Origin of the sequence: Pseudoxanthomonas beigongshangi, assembly GCF_016820515.1 — a bacterium.
Taxonomy (GTDB): domain Bacteria; phylum Pseudomonadota; class Gammaproteobacteria; order Xanthomonadales; family Xanthomonadaceae; genus Pseudoxanthomonas_A; species Pseudoxanthomonas_A beigongshangi.
This window is the reverse complement of sequence record NZ_JADHDV010000004.1, coordinates 103,964-122,350: the sequence shown is the minus strand read 5'-3', so window position 1 is coordinate 122,350 and position 18,387 is coordinate 103,964. Positions and strand designations below refer to the sequence as shown.

General features: G+C 66.7%; 16 protein-coding genes. 3 read left to right on the top strand and 13 right to left on the bottom strand.

Going from position 1 to position 18,387, the window contains the following annotated elements; genetic code table 11:
* Positions 1 to 237 precede the first annotated feature (237 nt).
* Positions 238 to 2,514 carry a TonB-dependent receptor gene (locus IQ458_RS04320; protein WP_203322035.1) on the top strand — a complete coding sequence of 759 codons (2,277 nt, stop codon included), beginning with the start codon at positions 238 to 240 and terminating at the stop codon, positions 2,512 to 2,514.
* A gap of 275 nt (positions 2,515 to 2,789) precedes the next feature.
* Here the strand turns inward: IQ458_RS04320 and IQ458_RS04315 are convergent, their stop codons facing one another.
* The 3 genes from IQ458_RS04315 to IQ458_RS04305 all read right to left on the bottom strand — a co-directional run bounded on the left by IQ458_RS04315 (position 2,790) and on the right by IQ458_RS04305 (position 6,233).
* Positions 2,790 to 3,941 (bottom strand): glycoside hydrolase family 18 protein, encoded by a 1,152-nt coding sequence (locus IQ458_RS04315; RefSeq protein ID WP_203322034.1) that lies wholly within the window; start codon positions 3,939 to 3,941, stop codon positions 2,790 to 2,792.
* Between the two features lie 459 nt (positions 3,942 to 4,400).
* The gene (locus IQ458_RS04310; protein ID WP_203322033.1) at positions 4,401 to 5,180 is read right to left on the bottom strand and encodes a rhomboid family intramembrane serine protease; all 780 of its coding nucleotides are present in this window, start codon (positions 5,178 to 5,180) and stop codon (positions 4,401 to 4,403) included.
* A 93-nt stretch (positions 5,181 to 5,273) separates the two neighbouring features.
* Entirely contained in the window at positions 5,274 to 6,233 is a 960-nt protein-coding gene (locus tag IQ458_RS04305) for a TerC family protein (RefSeq protein ID WP_183639913.1), read from the bottom strand.
* A gap of 249 nt (positions 6,234 to 6,482) precedes the next feature.
* On the opposite strand from IQ458_RS04305, the gene IQ458_RS04300 reads away from it, so the two are divergent.
* Complete coding sequence (locus IQ458_RS04300) at positions 6,483 to 7,652, top strand: class I SAM-dependent rRNA methyltransferase (protein WP_203322032.1); 1,170 nt, start codon at positions 6,483 to 6,485, stop codon at positions 7,650 to 7,652.
* 349 nt (positions 7,653 to 8,001) lie between these two features.
* On the opposite strand, the gene fabV is transcribed toward IQ458_RS04300, so the two are convergent.
* From fabV to leuE, 4 genes are all read right to left on the bottom strand, one after another.
* A complete protein-coding gene (gene fabV, locus IQ458_RS04295; RefSeq protein WP_203322031.1) occupies positions 8,002 to 9,219 on the bottom strand; it encodes an enoyl-ACP reductase FabV in 1,218 nt (405 codons plus the stop codon).
* Positions 9,220 to 9,390: 171 nt separating this feature from the next.
* Positions 9,391 to 10,812 carry an amino acid permease gene (locus IQ458_RS04290; protein ID WP_183639919.1) on the bottom strand — a complete coding sequence of 474 codons (1,422 nt, stop codon included), beginning with the start codon at positions 10,810 to 10,812 and terminating at the stop codon, positions 9,391 to 9,393.
* A 372-nt stretch (positions 10,813 to 11,184) separates the two neighbouring features.
* Positions 11,185 to 11,538 (bottom strand): DUF488 domain-containing protein, encoded by a 354-nt coding sequence (locus IQ458_RS04285; protein WP_192198252.1) that lies wholly within the window; start codon positions 11,536 to 11,538, stop codon positions 11,185 to 11,187.
* Positions 11,539 to 11,548: 10 nt separating this feature from the next.
* Positions 11,549 to 12,184 carry a leucine efflux protein LeuE gene (gene leuE / locus IQ458_RS04280; RefSeq protein WP_225562371.1) on the bottom strand — a complete coding sequence of 212 codons (636 nt, stop codon included), beginning with the start codon at positions 12,182 to 12,184 and terminating at the stop codon, positions 11,549 to 11,551.
* A 167-nt stretch (positions 12,185 to 12,351) separates the two neighbouring features.
* Here leuE and IQ458_RS04275 point away from each other — a divergent pair, with 167 nt between their 5' ends.
* A complete protein-coding gene (locus tag IQ458_RS04275; RefSeq protein WP_328805083.1) occupies positions 12,352 to 13,647 on the top strand; it encodes a DNA recombination protein RmuC in 1,296 nt (431 codons plus the stop codon).
* 197 nt (positions 13,648 to 13,844) lie between these two features.
* Here IQ458_RS04275 and IQ458_RS04270 read toward each other — a convergent pair whose 3' ends face one another.
* The 6 genes from IQ458_RS04270 to IQ458_RS04245 all read right to left on the bottom strand — a co-directional run bounded on the left by IQ458_RS04270 (position 13,845) and on the right by IQ458_RS04245 (position 18,167).
* Entirely contained in the window at positions 13,845 to 14,882 is a 1,038-nt protein-coding gene (locus tag IQ458_RS04270; protein ID WP_203322030.1) for an MlaA family lipoprotein, read from the bottom strand.
* A gap of 31 nt (positions 14,883 to 14,913) precedes the next feature.
* Positions 14,914 to 15,222, bottom strand: coding sequence for an STAS domain-containing protein (locus IQ458_RS04265; RefSeq protein WP_192198249.1), 309 nt, complete (start codon positions 15,220 to 15,222; stop codon positions 14,914 to 14,916).
* The gene (locus tag IQ458_RS04260) at positions 15,197 to 15,856 is read right to left on the bottom strand and encodes an MlaC/ttg2D family ABC transporter substrate-binding protein (protein WP_183639928.1); all 660 of its coding nucleotides are present in this window, start codon (positions 15,854 to 15,856) and stop codon (positions 15,197 to 15,199) included. Before IQ458_RS04260 ends, IQ458_RS04265 begins: the two co-directional genes overlap by 26 nt.
* An 8-nt stretch (positions 15,857 to 15,864) precedes the next feature.
* Positions 15,865 to 16,398 carry an outer membrane lipid asymmetry maintenance protein MlaD gene (gene mlaD / locus IQ458_RS04255; RefSeq protein ID WP_183639930.1) on the bottom strand — a complete coding sequence of 178 codons (534 nt, stop codon included), beginning with the start codon at positions 16,396 to 16,398 and terminating at the stop codon, positions 15,865 to 15,867.
* A gap of 4 nt (positions 16,399 to 16,402) precedes the next feature.
* Positions 16,403 to 17,155 (bottom strand): MlaE family lipid ABC transporter permease subunit, encoded by a 753-nt coding sequence (locus IQ458_RS04250; RefSeq protein ID WP_183639932.1) that lies wholly within the window; start codon positions 17,153 to 17,155, stop codon positions 16,403 to 16,405.
* Between the two features lie 220 nt (positions 17,156 to 17,375).
* Complete coding sequence (locus IQ458_RS04245) at positions 17,376 to 18,167, bottom strand: ABC transporter ATP-binding protein (protein WP_141454891.1); 792 nt, start codon at positions 18,165 to 18,167, stop codon at positions 17,376 to 17,378.
* Positions 18,168 to 18,387: the final 220 nt, after the last annotated feature.

The following is an 18,387-nucleotide window of genomic DNA, read 5'->3' as shown; positions in this document are numbered from 1 at the left end:
GAGGGGTGTCCGGGGGTGGAAAGAGCCGCGAGTCTAGCCGCGCGACCCCGCCTGCGACATACCCGGAAGTCCTGCCCGGTACGGTCGGAACGCGACCGCCATCGCGGGGCGGCGGGATTGCCGTTACCTTCGGCATGAACAGGACTTCCGGCCATTGCCCCGCCTGTTGCTGTAATGCAACATTCGCATGCTAGGCGGCGCCCGCCGCTCCCGACCACCCACCGGAAAGCCATCGCCATGTCCCGACTCCGCTCCACCGCCGTGCGGCCGCACCGCCTTGCCTTCGCCATCGCCGCGCTGCTGCCGTTCGGCAGTGTGCTCGCCCAGGAAGCAGCCACCACCGCTCCCAAGACCGAAGCGTCCACGCTGGACACCGTGCAGGTGACCGCGCAGCGCAAGGTCGAGAACATCCAGGACGTCCCGGTCTCCATCTCCAGCGTCAGCAGCGAGAAGCTGGACGTGCTTGGTTCCGGCGGCAACGACATCCGCTTCCTGTCCGCGCGCGTGCCCAGCCTCAACATCGAATCCTCCTACGGCCGCGCGTTCCCGCGCTTCTACATCCGCGGCCTGGGCAACACCGACTTCGATCTCAACGCCTCGCAGCCGGTCTCGCTGGTGTACGACGAAGTGGTCCAGGAAAGCCCGCTGCTGAAGGGCTTCCCGATCTTCGACCTGGAGCGCATCGAGGTGCTGCGCGGTCCGCAGGGCACGCTGTTCGGCCGCAACACCCCGGCCGGCGTGGTCAAGTTCGAATCGGCCAAGCCGACCCGCGAGCTGGACGGCTATGCCCAGCTGTCCTACGGCAGCGACAACATGTGGAATTTCGAGGGCGCCATCGGCGGTCCGCTGAGCGAGCGCTGGTCCGCGCGCGTGTCGGCGCTGTACCAGCGCAAGGAAGACTGGGTGACGAACCAGAACCCGGCCGGCCCGGATCGCGGTGCCGAGGGCTACGACGAATCCGCCGCGCGCGTGCAGTTCCTGTACGAGGGCGACGCGTTCGAAGGCCTGTTCAACCTGCACAAGCGCCACCTCAACGGCACCGCCCGCCTGTTCCGCGCCAACATCATCAAGCCGGGCACGAATGACTTCGTGCCGGGTTTCGACAAGGAGAAGATGTACACGGATGGCGTGAACTTCTCCGAGCTCGACACCTGGGGCGGCAGCGCCCGCCTGCGCTGGGATCTGGGCGATTACAACCTGTATTCGATCACCGGTTACGAGACCGCCGAATCGCTCAACCGCGGCGACATCGACGGCGGCTACGTGTACACCTTCGACTTCAACCCGGCCGACGGCATCGACGCCGGCCAGCCGCTGATCGGCGCGCGCTTCCCGTCCGAATCGGCCGACGGCCTGCCGCACCACAAGCAGCTCACCCAGGAGTTCCGCCTGGAATCGGACTACGCCGGCAAGTTCAACTGGCAGGCCGGCCTGTTCTGGTTCAAGGAAGACATCCGCATCGACAGCTTCAACTACGACTCGCTGGCCTCGGGCAATCCGCAGAGCGGCCACGCGATCCAGGAGCAGGAAAACAAGGCGTGGGCGGTGTTCGCCTCCGGTGAGTACCAGGCCACCGACAAGCTGAAGCTGCGCGGCGGCGTGCGCTACACCCAGGACAAGAAGGACTTCAGCGCCAGCGTGCTGCAGGCGGTACCCGGCGGTTCGCCGATCGGCGGTCCGTTCCGCGAGCACACCGACGTGGACGATGTCAGCTGGGATGGCAGCGCGGTCTATGCGTTCAACGACAACGTGAACTTCTACGCCCGCGTCGCCAAGGGCTTCCGTGCGCCGTCGATCCAGGGCCGCGTGGCCTTCGGCACCGTGACCAAGGCCGACTCGGAGGAAGTGATTTCCTACGAGGCCGGCGTCAAGGCGGACCTGTGGGACAAGCGCGCGCGCGTGGGCTTCAACGTGTTCCGCTACAACGTCGACGGCCAGCAGCTGATCGCGGTCGGCGGTGGTACCAACCAGGCCAACCTGCTCAATGCCGACAAGACCATCGGCCAAGGCTTCGAGCTGGATCTGGAAGCCTACGTGCTGGACAACCTGCTGGTGACCTTCGGCAGCAGCTACAACGACACCGAGATCAAGGATGCGGATCTTGGCGTCGCCCCGTGCGGCGGCGGTTGCACGGTCACCGATCCGATCGTCAATGGCTTCGCCCGCATCAACGGCAATCCGCTGCCGCAGGCGCCGAAGTGGGTGCACAACCTGACCGCGCGCTACAGCGTACCGATGGGCGACGGCGCCGAGCTGTACTTCTACACCGACTGGGCCTATCGCAGCGAAGTCAACTTCTTCCTGTACGAGTCGGTGGAATTCACCGGCAAGTCCTCGCTGGAAGGCGGCCTGCGCATCGGCTACGGCTGGAACTACGGTGACTACGAAGTGGCACTGTTCGGCCGCAACATCACCGACCAGACCCGCATCGTCGGCGCGATCGACTTCAACAACCTGACCGGATTCATCAACGAACCGCGCACCGTCGGCGCCGAGTTCACGATGAAGTTCTGAGGAAACGCCCGCTCCGCCGTCCAACCGGCGGAGCGGGATGCCATCGCTTTTTGTAGGAGCGACGTGAGTCGCGACGCCTTCCAGCGCATCGGCTTCGGAAACCGCTGTCGCGACTCACGTCGCTCCTACAAGGGCGATTCGGGTGTTGCATTGCATCCGATTCTCACAACCCTTCCCTGTGGGAGCGACGTAAGTCGCGACGCCTTTCCAGCGCATCGGCTCCGGAAACCACCGTCGCGACTCACGTCGCTCCCACAAGAAGGCATTTCCGCGGTTCAGCGTTTCGCGGGCGTGTCGGTGAACAGGGCTTCGCGGGTCACATCCAGCAGCTGCTCGTCCGGGTCGTTGCTCTGCTCCCAGTACATCACGCCGCCCAGGCCCTTCTCGCGCACGTAGGCCACCTTGGCTTTCAGCGCCTGCGGATCCTCGTAGCTGATCATCTTGCGCAGCGTCGGATTCCACAGCCACGCCGCCTGTGCCTGCTCGTCCCAATGGCGGACGTAGCCTTCCTTGTTCAGCCGTGAACGGGCGATCTCCCGCCAGGAAATGAAGCCGCCGCCGCTGGCAAACGGTTGGTCCAGGCCATTGTTGCCGTCGGTCACCTCGTCGAAGGTGCGGCCGTAGAATGCCAGGCCGACGTGCAGCTTGCGTGGCGGCGTGCCGCCAGCGAGGAACTCCTCCACCGCCTGCACCGTGTTGCGGCTGCCCGGCTCGGCCGTGCGCGACGGACGCAGGCCGGCGTGGTGGCCGGTGGTGCGCTTGAGGCTGCCGTAGAAGTCGTAGGTCATCAGGTTGATCCAGTCCAGGATCGCCGAGATGCGCGGGATGTCCAGGCCGCGCGCCGCGTCACCGTCGGCCGCCGCGATGGTCAGCAGGTAATACCGATCTCCCTGGGTCTTGCCGAGCGCGTCGAGTTTCGTGCGTACAGCCTCCAGCATCAGCGGGAAGTTGGCCTTGTCGTCGGCGCTGTAGCTGATGCCCGGCCCGGGATGGCCGGGGTATTCCCAGTCGATGTCCACGCCATCGAGATCATGCCGGCGCACCAGTTCGACCGCGGTGTCGGCGAAGCGCGCACGCGCCGCTTCGGTGGCGGCCGCTTCGGAGAAATTTCCCGCGCCCCAGCCGCCGACCGACAGCACGATCTTCAGATCCGGATTGTCCTTGCGCAGCGCGGTCAGTCCCGCCAGCGAGCGCGCCGCGGTTTCGCGGGGCAGGAACACTTCATGTTGCGGATTGACGTGGGCAAAGGCGAAGTTGATGACGTCCAGCTTGCGCGCGCTGATCGGCGGAAGCTTCTCGCCGTCGGAGACGTAGCCGATCACTCGATATCCCGAATCGTCCTTCGCCTGCGCGGCCTGTGTTTCGACGGCGCCGACCGAGAAAGCGAAAGCCAGCGCCAACCACCCTGACCGAATCAATCTGCTCATTTCATCGCGACTCCAAGCGGGGCCGTCACTATACGATTACTTTCATATTGAGGAAGCGACTCGAATCGCGATGGCGATGAATGTCCGGGCGGCGTCGTTACTTCGCAAGGGAAGGTCATGCGATGACTGTCATGCGCCCCCGGATGTCCGTTCGGATGACGGCAGGACATGGGGTTGGACTGCGGCCTGGATATGGACGGCGTTTCGCCATTCCATCGAAAGGCTGTCGCGACTTACGTCGCTCCTACAGAAAGCGGTGCCACGAATCCATCCTTGTAGGAGCGACGTAAGTCGCGACAATCCCGTCTCGTCCGAGGAGTCAAAAGCTCGCGACTCACGTCGCTCCCACAAGGAACAATGCCGAGAATCCCATCATGTGGGAGCGACGTCAGTCGCGATTCCCGACCCGCTCGAACAACAAAACGGATCGCAGTGGAATCGCCCCAACAGGCAAACGATTTACTGCCCCGGCGGCTCGCGCGGCGGAAAGCGCAGGACCACCCCGCGCACGCCGTCGTCCTGCGGGCGCACCCACAGCACCGGCACCTCGCGCGGCGCCGGGGGTTCCAGTTCGTCGTCGATTGGCGCGATCGATTCTTCCTCGTCCTCCCAGCTGTAGCGCTTGCGCGGCAGTGGCGGGTCCAGGCGGCGGAACAGGATCGCGGCGATGAAGCCGCCGACGGCGCCGCCCATGTGCGCCTGCCAGGACACGCCGGGTTCCTGCGGCAAAATGCTCAGCACCATGCCGCCGTAGAACAGGAACGCGATCATGCCGGCCGCGATCGCGGCGCGGTCCCGGCGCAGCAGGCCGAGCATGAAGATCATGAACATCAGGCCATGGGTCAGGCCGCTGGCGCCGAGGTGATGCGAACCCGGATCGCCCAGCAGCCACGGCCCCAATCCCGCGCCCAGCCACACCAGTGGCACGGCGCAGGCGGTCGCGCGCGGGTATACCGCGCCGGCGAGGGTGCCGAGCATCAGCAGGGCGGTGGCGTTGGCGGCGATGTGCTCGACCGAACCGTGCAGCAGCGGCGCGGTCAGGATGCCGATGAGGCCTTGCACCTGCAGCGGCGCGATGGCGAACCGGGCCCAGTCGAAGCTGGACTGCGCCGAGAACACCACCGCCAGCAGCAGCACGAAGGCCAGGCTGAGGTTCAGCGCCCACAGCAGGCGCCGGCGGTCATGCCGGCGCTGGGTGTCCGGATCGAAGGCCGGATGATCGGGATGATGCAGGTCCATGGAAATCTGCATGGCGCCCGGCCCCCGCGTTTGCAAGGGCCGGCGGCCGGGGACAGACCATCCCGTGGACGGGATGGCCGTCCCGGCGGCCGGTCAGGCGTGCGTGCCCGGCTTGGCCGGACGCGCCAGGCTGAGGGCGATGGTCACGCCCAGGATCGCGGCCACGCCAGCCAGCGACCACAGCACCGGGATCTTGAACACGTCGATCAGCAGCATCTTGGTGCCGATGAAGGCCAGCACCACCGCCAGGCCGTAGGGCAACAGGTGGAAGCGATCGGCCATGCCGGCCAGCAGGAAGAACATCGCGCGCAGGCCCAGCACCGCGAACACGTTGGAGGTCAGCACGATGAACGGATCGGCGGTGATCGCGAAGATCGCCGGGATGCTGTCCACCGCGAAGATCACGTCGGTGACGCCAATCAGCACCAGCACCACGAACAGCGGGGTGTACCAGCGCTTGCCGTCGCGGACGACGCTCAGTGCCTCGCCGTGGTACTCGGGCGAAAGCGGCAGGTGCCCGCGCATCCAGCGCAGCACTGGGTTGCGCTCCAGATCCGGCTCCTTGCCGGCGGCGAACCACATCTTCACGCCGGTCAGCAGCAGGAACGCGCCGAACACGTACAGCAGCCAGTGGAAATGGGCCAACAGCGCGGCGCCGGCGAAGATCAGGATGCTGCGCAGGACGATCGCGCCGAGGATGCCGATCACCAGCACGCGCTGGCGCTGCTCCTCCGGTACCGCGAAGTAGCTCATCAGCATCAGGAACACGAAGATGTTGTCGACAGCCAGCGATTTCTCCACCAGGTAACCGGTGAGGAATTCCAGGCCGACCTTGTTCGCCATCGCCACGCCGGCGGTTTCATTGACGTACCACCACAGGCCGGCGTTGAACAGCAGCGCCAGGCCGATCCAGCCCAGGCTCCAGTACAGCGCCTCCTTGAAGGTCACCCGGTGCGCGCCGCCGTGGCGCATCAGCACCAGATCGACCAGCAGCGCGATCACCACCACGCCGGCGAAGCCGGCCCACAACCATGGATTGCCTATCGTTTGCATCGAAAGTCCCGTCGGAAAGAGTCAAGTCCAGGCCGCAGGGCGACAGGCATGCACGGGATCGGGGGGACTCCGGGGCAGATCTTCGCCGTTGCGGCGAAGGTCTCGCTCACAGCCAGGTCTCTGGCTGCCGTGGGACCGGAGCGTGAACGCTCGAAATGACGGCCGGCACGTTGGGAGCTACTCCCCTTCTGGCGGCGATTTTCAGGGCAAGGGGCCGGGCCGGTCAACGGGAAATGTAAAATGGCGTTCATGAACAGCCCGCTCCCCGTCGTACGCCTCAAGAACGCCTGGCGCTCCAGCCACCCGTGGATTTTCCAGAAACTGGTGGAGAAGCCCGTCCAGAAGCCCAAGCCGGGCAGCATCGTCGACGTGGTCGGGGTGGACGGCGAGTGGATCGGCCGGGGCTTCTACAACGGCCATTCGCGCATCGCCGTGCGTATCCTGGAGACCCATCCGGAGGTTCCGATCGACGCCGGCTGGTTCTCGCGCAAGATCGCCGAGGCGGTGTCGCTGCGGCGTGACGTGCTCAAGCTGGACGCGACCACCGACGCCTGGCGGGTGGTCCACGCCGAGGGCGACGGTCTGTCGGGCCTGGTGGTGGATCGTTACGGCGACCTGCTGGTGGTCGAGTTCTTCAGCGCCGGCATGTTCCGCCACCGCGAGTGGATCTACGAGGCCCTGCAGGAACAGTTCCCCGGCGCGCGCTTCTACAGCTTCGCCGAGGAGCACATCCAGAAACAGGAGAGCTTCGATTTCCGCGGCAGCGATCCGGTGCCGCCGGCCGTCATCAGCGAGTACGGGGTGAAGTTCCGCGCCGATCCGGCAGGGGCGCACAAGACCGGCTTCTTCGCCGACCAGCGCGAGAACCGCGAATGGCTGTCGCACCAGTGCGGCGGCAAGCGGGTGCTGGACCTGTGCTGCAACACCGGCGGTTTCGCCGTCTACGCGGCCGCGCGCGGCGCCAGCGAAGTGGTCGGCGTGGACATCGACCAGGATGTGATCGAGATCGCCAAGGGCAACGCGCGCTTGAACGACGTGCGGCCGAAGTTCGTGCAGGCCGACATCTTCCCGTACCTGCGCGATGCGGCGAACCGGGGCGATCAGTACGACGTGGTGATCCTGGATCCGGCCAAGATGACCCGCGATCGCGAACAGGTCATCGCGGCGCTGAAGAAATACCTGGACATGAACAAGCTGGCACTGGGCGTGGTCAAGCCGGGCGGCCTGTTCGCGACCTTTTCCTGCACCGGCCTGGTCAGCGAGGAACAGTTCCTCGACATGCTGCGCCGCGCGGCCTACTTCTCCGGCCGCACCATCCAGATCCTCAAGGTGTCCGGCGCCGGCGCCGACCATCCCTTCATGGCGCACGTGCAGGAATCGCGCTACCTGAAAGCGGTGTTCTGCCGGGTGGTGGACTGAGCGGTCGGCGGGAGACCTTGCAAAAGCAAATCCCCCTCATTCCCCCTTTTTCAAAGGGGGAGGTCAAAGCGGGCTCCGGACGATAGAGTTTCTCTTAGCCCCCTTGACCAGCCATTCGGCTGTTGGGAAGCGCCTGCTCTTGGCGCGAAAGCAAATCCCCCTCAATCCCCCTTTTGCAAAGGGGGAAGAAGAAGAGGGTTCCTGACGATAAGGCTTTCACTTAGCCCCCTTTGAAAAAGGGGGCGGGCGCCGGAGGCGACGGGGGATTTGCTCTTCGCGCAAACAGTGAGTCCCCCTCATTCCCCCTTCTCCGAAGGGGGAGGCAGAAGCAAGAAAGCTCCCTGATCCCTCAGCCTTCCGGCGACAATTCGATGCAGTCGAACTTCACGTCCGGATCCACGTCGGCGTCATAGTCCACGTCATCGCGCTCGAAGCCGAACAGCTTCAGGAATTCGTGCTTGTAGTTGGCGTAGTCGGTCAGCGCGAACAGGTTCTCGCTGGTGATCTGCGGCCACAGCGCCTTGGCCTTGGCCTGCACTTCCGGACGCAGTTCCCAGTCGTCCAGCCGCAGGCGGTTCTCGTCGTCGGTCTGCGCCGGCTGGCCGTCCGCGCGGTACATGCGATCGCGGAACAGGCGGTCGAGCTGCTCGATGGTGCCTTCGTGCAGGCCCAGTTCCTTCATCACCTTGAACACGATGCTGATGTACAGCGGCATCACCGGAATCGCCGAGCTGGCCTGGGTCACCACCGACTTCAGCACAGCGACATTGGCACCGCCGCCGGTCGCTTCCAGGCGCTTGTCCAGGCGGTGCGCGGTCTGGTCCAGATCGACCTTGGCCCGGCCCAGCGCGCCATGCCAGTAGATCGGCCAGGTGATGTCGGTGCCGATATAGCTGAAGGCGACCGTGCGCGCGCCGTCGGCCAGCACGCCGGCCTTGGCCAGCGCGTCGATCCACAGTTCCCAGTCCTGGCCGCCCATCACGGTGATCGTGTCCTCGATCTCCTGCTCGGTCGCCGGCTCGATGGTCGCCTGGATGATGGCGTCCTTGTTGGTGTCGATGGCGGTGGAGGTGTAGGCCGCGCCGATCGGCTTGAGCGCCGAGCGCTTCAGCTCGCCGGTCGAGGGCAGCCTGCGCACCGGCGAGGCCAGCGAGTAGATCACTAGGTCCACCTGGCCACCCATTTCGTTCTTGATCAGCTCGATGACCTGGGCGCGGGCTTCGTCGGAGAACGCGTCGCCATTGATGGAACGGCTGTAGAGCCCGGCTTCCTTGGCGAACTTGTCGAACGCGGCGGCGTTGTACCAGCCGGCGGTGCCGGCCTTCTTCTCGCTGCCCGGCTTCTCGAAGAACACGCCCAGGGTGTCCGCGCCGAAACCGAACGCCGCCGAGATGCGCGCCGCCAGCCCGTAGCCACTGGACGCACCAATCACCAATACCTTCTTCGGACCGTCCGTGCGCACGCCCTGCGCGCGCGTGGCGGCGATCTGGTCACGGACGTTGAGCTCGCAACCGAGCGGATGGGTGGTGGTGCAGATGAAGCCGCGGACTTTGGGATGGATGATCAACGTCGGGTACCAGGCGGTGTTTGTCTGCGCGGCATCTTACCCGCCCGCGCCCCGCGGAATGAAGCAGGCCGGTATCGGTGGCATTCCGTTCGCCTGCGTACAGTCGCCATCGCGCATGAAAAAAAGCGGGCCGGAGCCCGCTTCTTCCCGGCGTGTTGCCGGCGGCGAGGCTTACGCGTCGCTGCCCTTGGCCAGCAGGCTGCTGCGACGGCTGTACAGCAGGTAGACCACCACGCCGATGGCGTTCCAGGCCAGGAACCACAGCTGGGTGGTGCGCGGCAGGCTCCAGAACAGATACAGGCAGCCGCCGATCGCCAGCGGGCCGACCAGCCAGGCGGCCGGCGTGCGGAACACGCGCGGACGGTTGGGATCGCGTTTGCGCAGCACCAGCAGGCATACCGCCACCGCGATGAACGCCGCCAGCGTGCCGGCGTTGGCCAGCGCAGCGATTTCGTCCAGGCGCGCCACGCCGGCCAGCGCGGCCACCAGGATCGCGGTGAACACGGTGATCGCCACCGGCGTGCCGGTGCGGGGGTTGACCTTGGACAGCCCGCGCGGCAGCAGGCCGTCACGCGACATCACGAAGAAGATGCGGCTCTGGCCGTACAGGAACGCCAGCAGCACAGTCGGCAGGGCGACCACGGCGGCGCCGGCGATGACCTTGGCGGCGGTGCCCTGGCCCAGTTCGCGCAGGATCAGCGCCAGCGGTTCCGGGCTCTGGCCGAACACGGTGTAGCTCATCGCGCCGACCGCGGCGGCGGCGACCACGATGTAGATCAGGGTGCAGCCAATCATCGAGCCGACGATGCCGATCGAAAGATCCCGACCGGGATTCTTGGTTTCTTCCGCGGCGGTGGAGATCGCATCGAAGCCGTAGAAGGCGAAGAAGATGATCGCCGCCGCGGCCATCACCCCGCGCTCGACGCCGTCCGCACCCATCGACTTGACGAAGCCGTAGGGCATGAAGGGTTCCAGGTGGGCCGCATCGAACTGCGGCAGCGCGATGGCGACGAACACCGCCAGCGCGATCACCTTGACCACCACCAGGATGGCGTTGAGGGTGGCGCTCTCGCGGGTGCCGGCAATCAGCAGGCCGGCCACCACGAAGGTGATCAGCACCGCCGGCAGGTTGATCAGGCCGCCTGCGTGCGGACCGACGGTCAGCATGGTCGGCAAATCAACGCCCATGCCTTTCAGGAAGCCGACCGCGTAACCCGACCAGCCCACCGCGACCGTGCTGACCACCAGCGAGTACTCCAGGATCAGGCTCCAGCCGACCACCCAGGCGATGGATTCGCCCAGCACGGTGTAGCTGTAGGTATAGGCACTGCCGGCCGCGGGCATCAGCGTCGCCATCTCGGCATAGGCCAGCGCCGCGCAGGCGCAGACCACGCCGGCGACCACGAACGACAGCAGCACGGCGGGACCGGCCAGGTTCGCGCCCACCCCGATCAGGGTGTAGATGCCGGTCCCGACGATCGCGCCGATGCCCAGCGCCACCAGATGGGGCCAGCTCAGCGTGGGCACCAGCCGGCGGCCCTCCTCGTGCACGGTGACGCGATCGATGGACTTGCGCCGGAGCCAGGTCTGCATGGAGTGTCCTTGAATACGGAAGGGACCCGGCAGGCCGGGTGAGGCTCGACGGCAATATGAGTCGAGGCGCGTGCAGGCTAAAGGCCGGTCGCCCTGCTGGCAATCGGCAGCGCACCACCGGTGTCCGGGTTTACGGTTGCCGAAGAGCGCTGGATGCTGGCGCGAAAAGCAAGCGCTTCTCAACCGCCGAATGCGGGTCAAGCCCCGTCACCCGCTGACGCGGCCGCCCGCCCCCTTTTTCAAGCGCCTTTCAACAGCCGCATGGCTGGTCAAAGGGGCATGCAGGGAAGCCCCGCGCCGGAAACCAGCTTTTCCTCCCCTTTGAAAAAGGGGGACCGAGGGGGATTTGCTTCTGCCCCGGGGCGCCGAACCCTACCGCCCGCGATGCTTCTTCAGATACTCCGCCAGCGCCACGGCCTGGTTGTGCTCGGGGTCGCGCGCGCCGTAGACCAGGGTCACCCGGCCGTGCTTCAAAGCCTCGCGCAGCGGTGCCAATGCTTCGGGCTGGGCGTCCAGTTCGGCGAAGTAACGCTCCCGGAACCCATCCCAGCGCGATGGCTCATGCCCGTACCAGGTACGCAATTCGGCGCTGGGCGCCACCGCCTTCATCCACTCCGCGTCCAGCTTTTCCTTCGACACCCCGCGCGGCCAAAGCCGGTCGACCAGGATCCGCTTGCCGTCCGTCCGCGCGGCGGGTTCGTAGGCACGCTTGATCCGCAGGTCCATGGGAGTCTCCTCAACCAGTGCCCAGCCGCACGCCAAAGCCGACCAGGAAAACGCCCGCCAACGATTGCAGCCAGCGTCGCAGGCGTGGCTGCTGGCGCACCCGCTGGCTCATCGCGTGGCCGGCCAGGATCAGCAGCGAGCAGTACAGCAGCGTGATCACCGCGATCAGCGCCGCCATCGTGGCGAAGGTCGCCAGGCCCTGGTGGTGGGCCGGATCGATGAACAGCGGGAAGAACGCCATGTAGAAGATGATGGCCTTCGGATTCAGCAGGGTGACCAGGATGCCCTGGCGGAAATAGCGCCCGGCTTCCATCCGCACCGGACCACCGGCGCCTTCGCCGCGCTGCCACAGCAGTTGCACGCCAATCCAGATCAGATAGGCGGCGCCGGCGTACTTCACCAGCCCGAACAGCACCGGATTGGCCTTCAGCAGCGCGGCCACGCCGATCACCGCCAGCCACATCAGGATCTGATCGCCCAGCGCCAGTCCGGCCAGGGTCGCGTAACCGGCGCGCAGGCCGCCCTTGCCGGTGGCCGTCAGCAGCGAAAACGTGCCCGGACCGGGAATGGCGAGGAAGACGATCACGGCCGCCACGAAGGTGCCGAGATCCTGGATGCCCATCCACTGCATGGCGATTCGTTTCAATCAGGGGAACTCGGATTCTGCGCCCGAAAATCCGGCCTGTCATGCGCGTGCACCGGCGGTTTGCCGCGACGTTGGTATCAAGGACTGAGACGCGCCCGGCTACACTGTCCGCCATGGATACCCAGACCCTGCTCGTCCTGCTCCTGATCCTCGCCGCCGCGGCCGTCGTGTTGTTGGTCGTGTTGCTGCTGCGCCGACCCGAGGACCGTCTGGGCGGCGTACTGGAGCGCGCGCTGCGCGACGAACAGCGCGACGGGCGCGGCGAGCTGCGCGAGCAGCTGGAAGGGTTGTCGCGCCAGCAGGAAATCCGCATCGAGGGCTTCGGTCGCAGCCTGGCCGATCTGAGCACCCGCACCGACCAGCGATTGGACGTCCTGCGCGAGGCACTGAACGAGGATGCCCGTAAAGGCCGGCTGGAAGCGGCCGAATCGCAGCAGCGTTTCGCCGACACCCTGGGCCAGCGGCTGGCCGAACTGACCCAGCGCAACGAACTGCGCATCGGCGAGATGCGCACCACCCTGGAAGCGCGACTGAAGGAACTGCAGGCCGACAACACCGCCAAGCTGGAGCAGATGCGGCAGACGGTGGATGAAAAACTGCAGACCACCCTGGAAGCGCGGCTGGGCGCCTCGTTCAAGCTGGTGTCCGAGCGGCTGGAGCAGGTGCAGCGTGGGCTGGGCGAAATGCAGCAGTTGGCCACCGGCGTGGGTGACCTCAAGCGTGTGCTGAACAACGTCAAGGATCGCGGCGGCTGGGGCGAAGTGCAGCTGGAAAACCTGCTCGAACAGGTGCTGACCGGCGAGCAGTTCGCGCGCGGCGTGCGGGTTCGTCCGGACAGCAGCGAAGCGGTCGACTTCGCCATCCGTCTGCCCGGGCGTGGCGAGGATCAGGCGCCGGTGTGGCTGCCGATCGACGCCAAGTTCCCGCGCGAGGATTTCGAGCGCCTGCTGGACGCGCAGGAACGCGGCGACACCGAAGCGATGCGCGGCGCGGGCGCGCAGCTCGAACGCGCGATCAAGGTGCAGGCCAAGTCAATCAACGAAAAGTACGTGGTGCCGCCGCACACCACCGACTTCGCGGTGATGTTCCTGGCCACCGAGGGCCTCTATGCGGAAGCGATCCGCCGGCCCGGCCTGGTCGATACCCTGCAGCGCGAACACCGCATCGTGGTGGCCGGCCCGACCACGCTCGCCGCGCTGCTCAACAGCCTGCAGATGGGTTTCCGCACCCTGGCCATCGAACAGCGCTCCAGCGAGGTCCGTCACCTGCTGGGCGCGGTGAAGACCGAGTTCGGCAAGTTCGCCACCGTGCTGGAGAAGGCCCACAGCCAGCTCGATACCGTGCAGAACAGCATCAAGGCCGCCGGCGTGCGCACCCGCGCCATCGAGCGCCAGCTGCGCAACGTCGAAGCCCTGCCCGGCGAGGACAGCCAGAAGCTGCTCGGCGCCGACGAGGCGGAATAGCCTCGACCCCTGGGCCCATCCCTGTGGGAGCGACGTCAGTCGCGATTGTTCCAACGTTCGGAACCCCAAAACTCGCGACTGACGCCGCTCCCACAGGAAGCCATCCGGAACCGGTTGGAAAAACAAAAAACCGGCGCATTGCGCCGGTTTTCTTTGCGGGAGATCCGCTTCGCGACCAACGTCGGTCGCGGAGAGCCTCAGCCGCCCGGAGTGATCTCCGGCATCGGCATGGCGTTGGCCGGAACGGTCGGATCCGGATCCTCGTCGTTGAGGTAGTCCGGCAGAGACTGGTCCTGATCCTGCGAGCGGGTGCCCTCGATCTGATAGGCGCGGCGCTGCATCCACGAATCGCGGACCAGGGTGTAGTCGTCGACCGCGCCTTCGCGCAGGCTGTCCAGCGACAGCAGCTGGGCGCGGGTGTCCACCAGGTTCAGGCCCTGCAGGAAGATGCGGGTCTTGTCGTCCTCGATGTAGCGCACCGGACTGAGCGGAATGTCGCCAGCCAGGCCGAACACGTCGCGCACGGTGCGCGGGCCGAAGAACGGCAGTTCCACGTAGCGCGACTTCTTCCAGCCCCAGACGCCCAGGGTCTGGCCGAAATCCTCGCTGCGACGGGGCAGCTTCGCGTCGGAAGCCGGATCGAAAATGCCGCCGATGCCCAGCGTGGAGTTCAACAGGAACCGGCCCAGCGCCTGGCCGGCGTACTTGGGGCGGCCCTGCAACAGGTGGTTGATGGCGGCCAGCGGCTGGGTCAGGTTGTCGAAGAAATTGCTCACGCCCAGTCGCATCGGCCGCGGCACCACGTTGGAATAGGCGCGGGCCAGCGGGCGCGCGACCGCGCGATCCACCGCGTTGTTGAAGCGGTGCACCTTGCGGTTGAACTTCTCCCACGGGTCGTACACCGCCGGCGATGACACCGCGGCGGGCAGGGTGGGGTCTGCCACCGCACCGCCGTAGATGGCGGCGAAGTCGTCTTCGGCACTGGTGGCCGGCGCATCGGCATCGGTGGTCGCGGCAGTGGCCGGCACTTCCACCGGCGGAACCGTGGCGCCGGGATCCGGTGCGATTTCGGTCGAGGACGAAGGTGCGGCTTCGGCGGCGGCCACCGGTGCGCTACCGTCGATCACGGTGGCGCCGGCGGCGGGATCCGGAGCGGAGGCCGTCTTCGGCGCCGACGCGCAGGCCGTGGCCAGCGCGGCGAACAGGAGCACGGTGCAGAGTCGGAAGGTGTTCATCCCGTTTCCTTGGAATCTCGGGGGGAGAGGGTCAGGCCGGGAACTCCAGTCCCGGCGTCAGGCGGTACGCGGCACACAGTTCGGTGAAGCCGGCAGGCTGGCCTTCGATGGCCAGCACGCCGCCGGACGCGCGTACCTGCGCGGCCAGTTCGGCCAACAATGCCAAGCCGGCGCTATCCACGGTAGTGACATTGGTCAGGACGATGCGTTGCACGCCGGTGGCCTTGGCCAGTTGCGGCCACAGCGCGACCGCCGCGGCGCGATCCAGCGCACCGCGGAATACCAGCGCGTCGCCCTCGCGGGCGACGCCGGCGTCACTTCTTGCCGCTGGCGCTGGCATTGGTCTGCAACTTGCCGGCACGGAGGTCGGCGGCGACCTGGCTGATCGATTTTTGCCGCAGCGGGGTGTCGAACTGGGTCTTGAACGTCTGCACGAACGAGACGCCCTCCACCATCACGTCGAACACCTTCCACTTGCCGCCCGCCTGGCGCAGCAGGTAATCCACCGGAATCGGCTCGCCGTCCGGGCGCAGCATCTCGCTGGCGACCTTCACGCCGCGTCCGCCGGGCAGGGCGGACTCGGACTTCACCCGCACCTTCAGCTGGGTATTGAAGTCGAGCAGCGCCGAACCGTAACGGGTCATCAGGCTGTCGCCGAGCGCGTCGGCGAAAGTCTTGACGTCGGCGTCGCTGGCGCCGCGTCCGTGGATGCCCAGCACCAGCCGGGCCGCGTACTCGCGGTCGAACAGGTTGTTGAACTCGCCGGACACGTACTGGCGCAGGGTGGCCGGGTTGGCCTTGAACTCGGCACGGCGCTTTTCCAGCGTGCCGATGATGCGCGAGCTGTTGGTCAGCACCACCTGGCTGGCCGAACTCGGCGCGGCCTGGGCGGTGGCGGTCTGCGCGCTGGCGAGCACCGGCACGCCTGCAAGCAGCGCGGTGGCCAAGGCGAACGGCAGGAGGGAACGTTTCATGATCGTTTTCATGGCTGGGTTTGTTCTTCCGTCGGTTGTGCGGGCGGAGCGGCTTCTTCGCCGGGGGGGCTGCTGCCGGCGCTGCCGCCGCCGCTGAACATGTATTTGCCGGCCAGCTGCAACAGATCCACGGCCGGTTGGGTGAAGGCGATTTCCTCGCCGGGCTTCAGTACTTCCGGATCGCCGCCGGGCGACAGGCCGACGTAGTTCTCACCCAGCAGGCCGCTGGTGAAGATGCCGGCGGAGGTATCGGCGGGCAGATCCTTGAACTTGGTATCCAGCGACAGGGTGACGATGGACTCGAACTTGACCGGATCCAGCTGAATGTCGGCCACCTGGCCGACCACCACGCCGCCGATCTTGACCGGCGCCTGCTTGCGCAGCTGGCCCAGGTTGGTGAAGCGCGCCTTCAGCTCGTAGCTGCCGCCACCGATGCCGAAGCGCTTGTTGGTGGAGGCGATCGCCAGCACCAGCAGCGAGGCCAGGGCCAGCAGCAGGAAGGCGCCGACGGCGAATTCGAGACGGGGTCCACGGACGGCCATGGCATCAACTCCGGAAAAGCAGGGCGGAAAGGACGAAATTGAACATCAGCACCAGCAGTGAGGCGTTCACCACCGCGCGGGTGGTCGCCACCGAGGTGCCCTCGATGGTCGGTTCGGCGTGGTAGCCCACGTAGGCCGCGACCAGCGCGCTGGTGCCGCCGAACACCGCCGACTTCAGCAGCGCCACGCCGAAGTCGTCCCAGAAATCCACGCTGTTCTGCAACGCGGACCAGAACGTGCCGTTGTCCAGGCCCAGCACGTGCACGGCTTCGAAGTAGCTGGCGCTGATCGCCAGGCTGCAGAAGAAACCGGTCAGCAGTGGTACCGTCAGCACCGCCGCCCAGAAGCGCGGCGCGACCGCCTTGGCGACCGGATCGATGGCCATCAGCTCGAGCGCCTTGATCTGATCGGTGGCGCGCATCAGGCCCAGCTCGGCGGCAATCGAACTGCCGGCGCGGCCGATGAACAGCAGCGCGGTCAGCACCGGACCCAGTTCGCGGTACAGCGACAGGCCCAGCAGCGTCGACAGCGCGTCGGAGGCGCCGAACGTGGTCAGGGTGCGATAGCCCTGCAGGGTCAGCACCAGCCCCACGAACGCGCCGCCGACCGCGATGATCGGCAACGAGCGCCCGCCGATCTTGTAGATCTCGCGGGTCAGCTCGGCGAAGAAATCACGGGTCGGCGCCGAGGCCCGGAACACCGACAGCGAGAACAGCCCCGCACGGCCAAGCGAACGGGTGGCGGCAATGAACGGCATCAGTGGATCCCTCCCTTAGGCCGCAGTCCCTTCCCCCGCTGGCGGGGGAAGGTGCCCGAAGGGCGGATGGGGGCAAATGCAGGAACCTGGACGAATACGTCTTCATCCCTGCCCCCACCCCAACCCTCCCCCGCGTCGCGGGGGAGGGGGCTATTTATGAGTGCGGCAAGGCGGCCGTGCACGGCTTCGATTCCCGCTTCCCGCTTCCCGCTTCCCGGCTTCAAGCGGCTTCCCCCACGCGCTTGACCGCATCGAATGCGATCGGGCCATCCGGTTCGCCGCGCAGGAACTGGCGCACCAGCGGGTCGCCGGTGTTCTCCAGTTCGGCCGGCGTACCGGTGAACACCAGGCCGCCGTTGGCGATCACCAGCGCCTGGTCGGCGATCGGCAGGGTTTCGTGGACGTGGTGGGTGACGATGATGCTGGTCAGCCCCAGGGTGTCGTTGAGGCGCTGGATCAGGCTCATGATCACGCCGCTGGCGATGGGATCCAGTCCGGTCAGCGGCTCGTCGTAGATCATCAGCGGCGGATCCAGCGCCAGGGCGCGCGCCAGCGCGACCCGGCGGGCCATGCCGCCGGACAGTTCGCGCGGATACAGATCGGCGGCGGCGCGCAGGCCGACCGCGTTCAACTTGAACTCGACCAGGCGCCGGATCAGCGGCGCGGCCAGCCGGGTGTGGGTGCGCAGCGGCAGCGCCACGTTCTCGGCCACGGTCAGATCGGTGAGCAGGCCATTGCCCTGCAACAGCACACCGATACCCTTGCGCATCTCCAGCAGCGCGTGGCTGCGGCGCGGCACGGCCTGGCCGAACACTTCCACCTGGCCCGCGGCCGGCGGCAGTTCGCCGGTCAGCGCCGCCAGCAGGGTGGACTTGCCGCTGCCGCTGGGACCGAGCACGGCGGTGATGCTGCCGCGCGGCACCGTCAGCGCGATGTCGCGCAGGATGGCGCGTCCGCCGCGATCGAGGCGGACATCGGACAGGCGCACGGCGGGTGTGTCGGCGGATGTCATGGCGGGGGCGGGCGCTTAACGGAAAAGCAACGAGGAAGCTTCGCGGCTGGCGGCTGAACAAAACCGAACTGACCGGTACAGGTATTGTGCCGGAAACCTGGACCGACGGAGCCGGTTTCCGGCGGGAAAGACAATCCCATCGCGCGGGCCCCGCGGGCCCCGCGGGCCGCCGGATCGGATCCGGCTCGGCGCCACGGGTCCGCTGCGGCAAGATAGCCGG

Coding starts and splice junctions, on each gene's coding strand:
- IQ458_RS04320 (WP_203322035.1), top strand. CDS start 238: ATGTCCCGACTCCGCTCCACCGCCGTGCGGCCGCACCGCCTTGCCTTC.
- IQ458_RS04315 (WP_203322034.1), bottom strand. CDS start 3,941: ATGAGCAGATTGATTCGGTCAGGGTGGTTGGCGCTGGCTTTCGCTTTC.
- IQ458_RS04310 (WP_203322033.1), bottom strand. CDS start 5,180: ATGGACCTGCATCATCCCGATCATCCGGCCTTCGATCCGGACACCCAG.
- IQ458_RS04305 (WP_183639913.1), bottom strand. CDS start 6,233: ATGCAAACGATAGGCAATCCATGGTTGTGGGCCGGCTTCGCCGGCGTG.
- IQ458_RS04300 (WP_203322032.1), top strand. CDS start 6,483: ATGAACAGCCCGCTCCCCGTCGTACGCCTCAAGAACGCCTGGCGCTCC.
- IQ458_RS04290 (WP_183639919.1), bottom strand. CDS start 10,812: ATGCAGACCTGGCTCCGGCGCAAGTCCATCGATCGCGTCACCGTGCAC.
- IQ458_RS04285 (WP_192198252.1), bottom strand. CDS start 11,538: ATGGACCTGCGGATCAAGCGTGCCTACGAACCCGCCGCGCGGACGGAC.
- IQ458_RS04270 (WP_203322030.1), bottom strand. CDS start 14,882: ATGAACACCTTCCGACTCTGCACCGTGCTCCTGTTCGCCGCGCTGGCC.
- IQ458_RS04265 (WP_192198249.1), bottom strand. CDS start 15,222: ATGCCAGCGCCAGCGGCAAGAAGTGACGCCGGCGTCGCCCGCGAGGGC.
- IQ458_RS04260 (WP_183639928.1), bottom strand. CDS start 15,856: ATGAAACGTTCCCTCCTGCCGTTCGCCTTGGCCACCGCGCTGCTTGCA.
- mlaD (WP_183639930.1), bottom strand. CDS start 16,398: ATGGCCGTCCGTGGACCCCGTCTCGAATTCGCCGTCGGCGCCTTCCTG.
- IQ458_RS04250 (WP_183639932.1), bottom strand. CDS start 17,155: ATGCCGTTCATTGCCGCCACCCGTTCGCTTGGCCGTGCGGGGCTGTTC.
- IQ458_RS04245 (WP_141454891.1), bottom strand. CDS start 18,167: ATGACATCCGCCGACACACCCGCCGTGCGCCTGTCCGATGTCCGCCTC.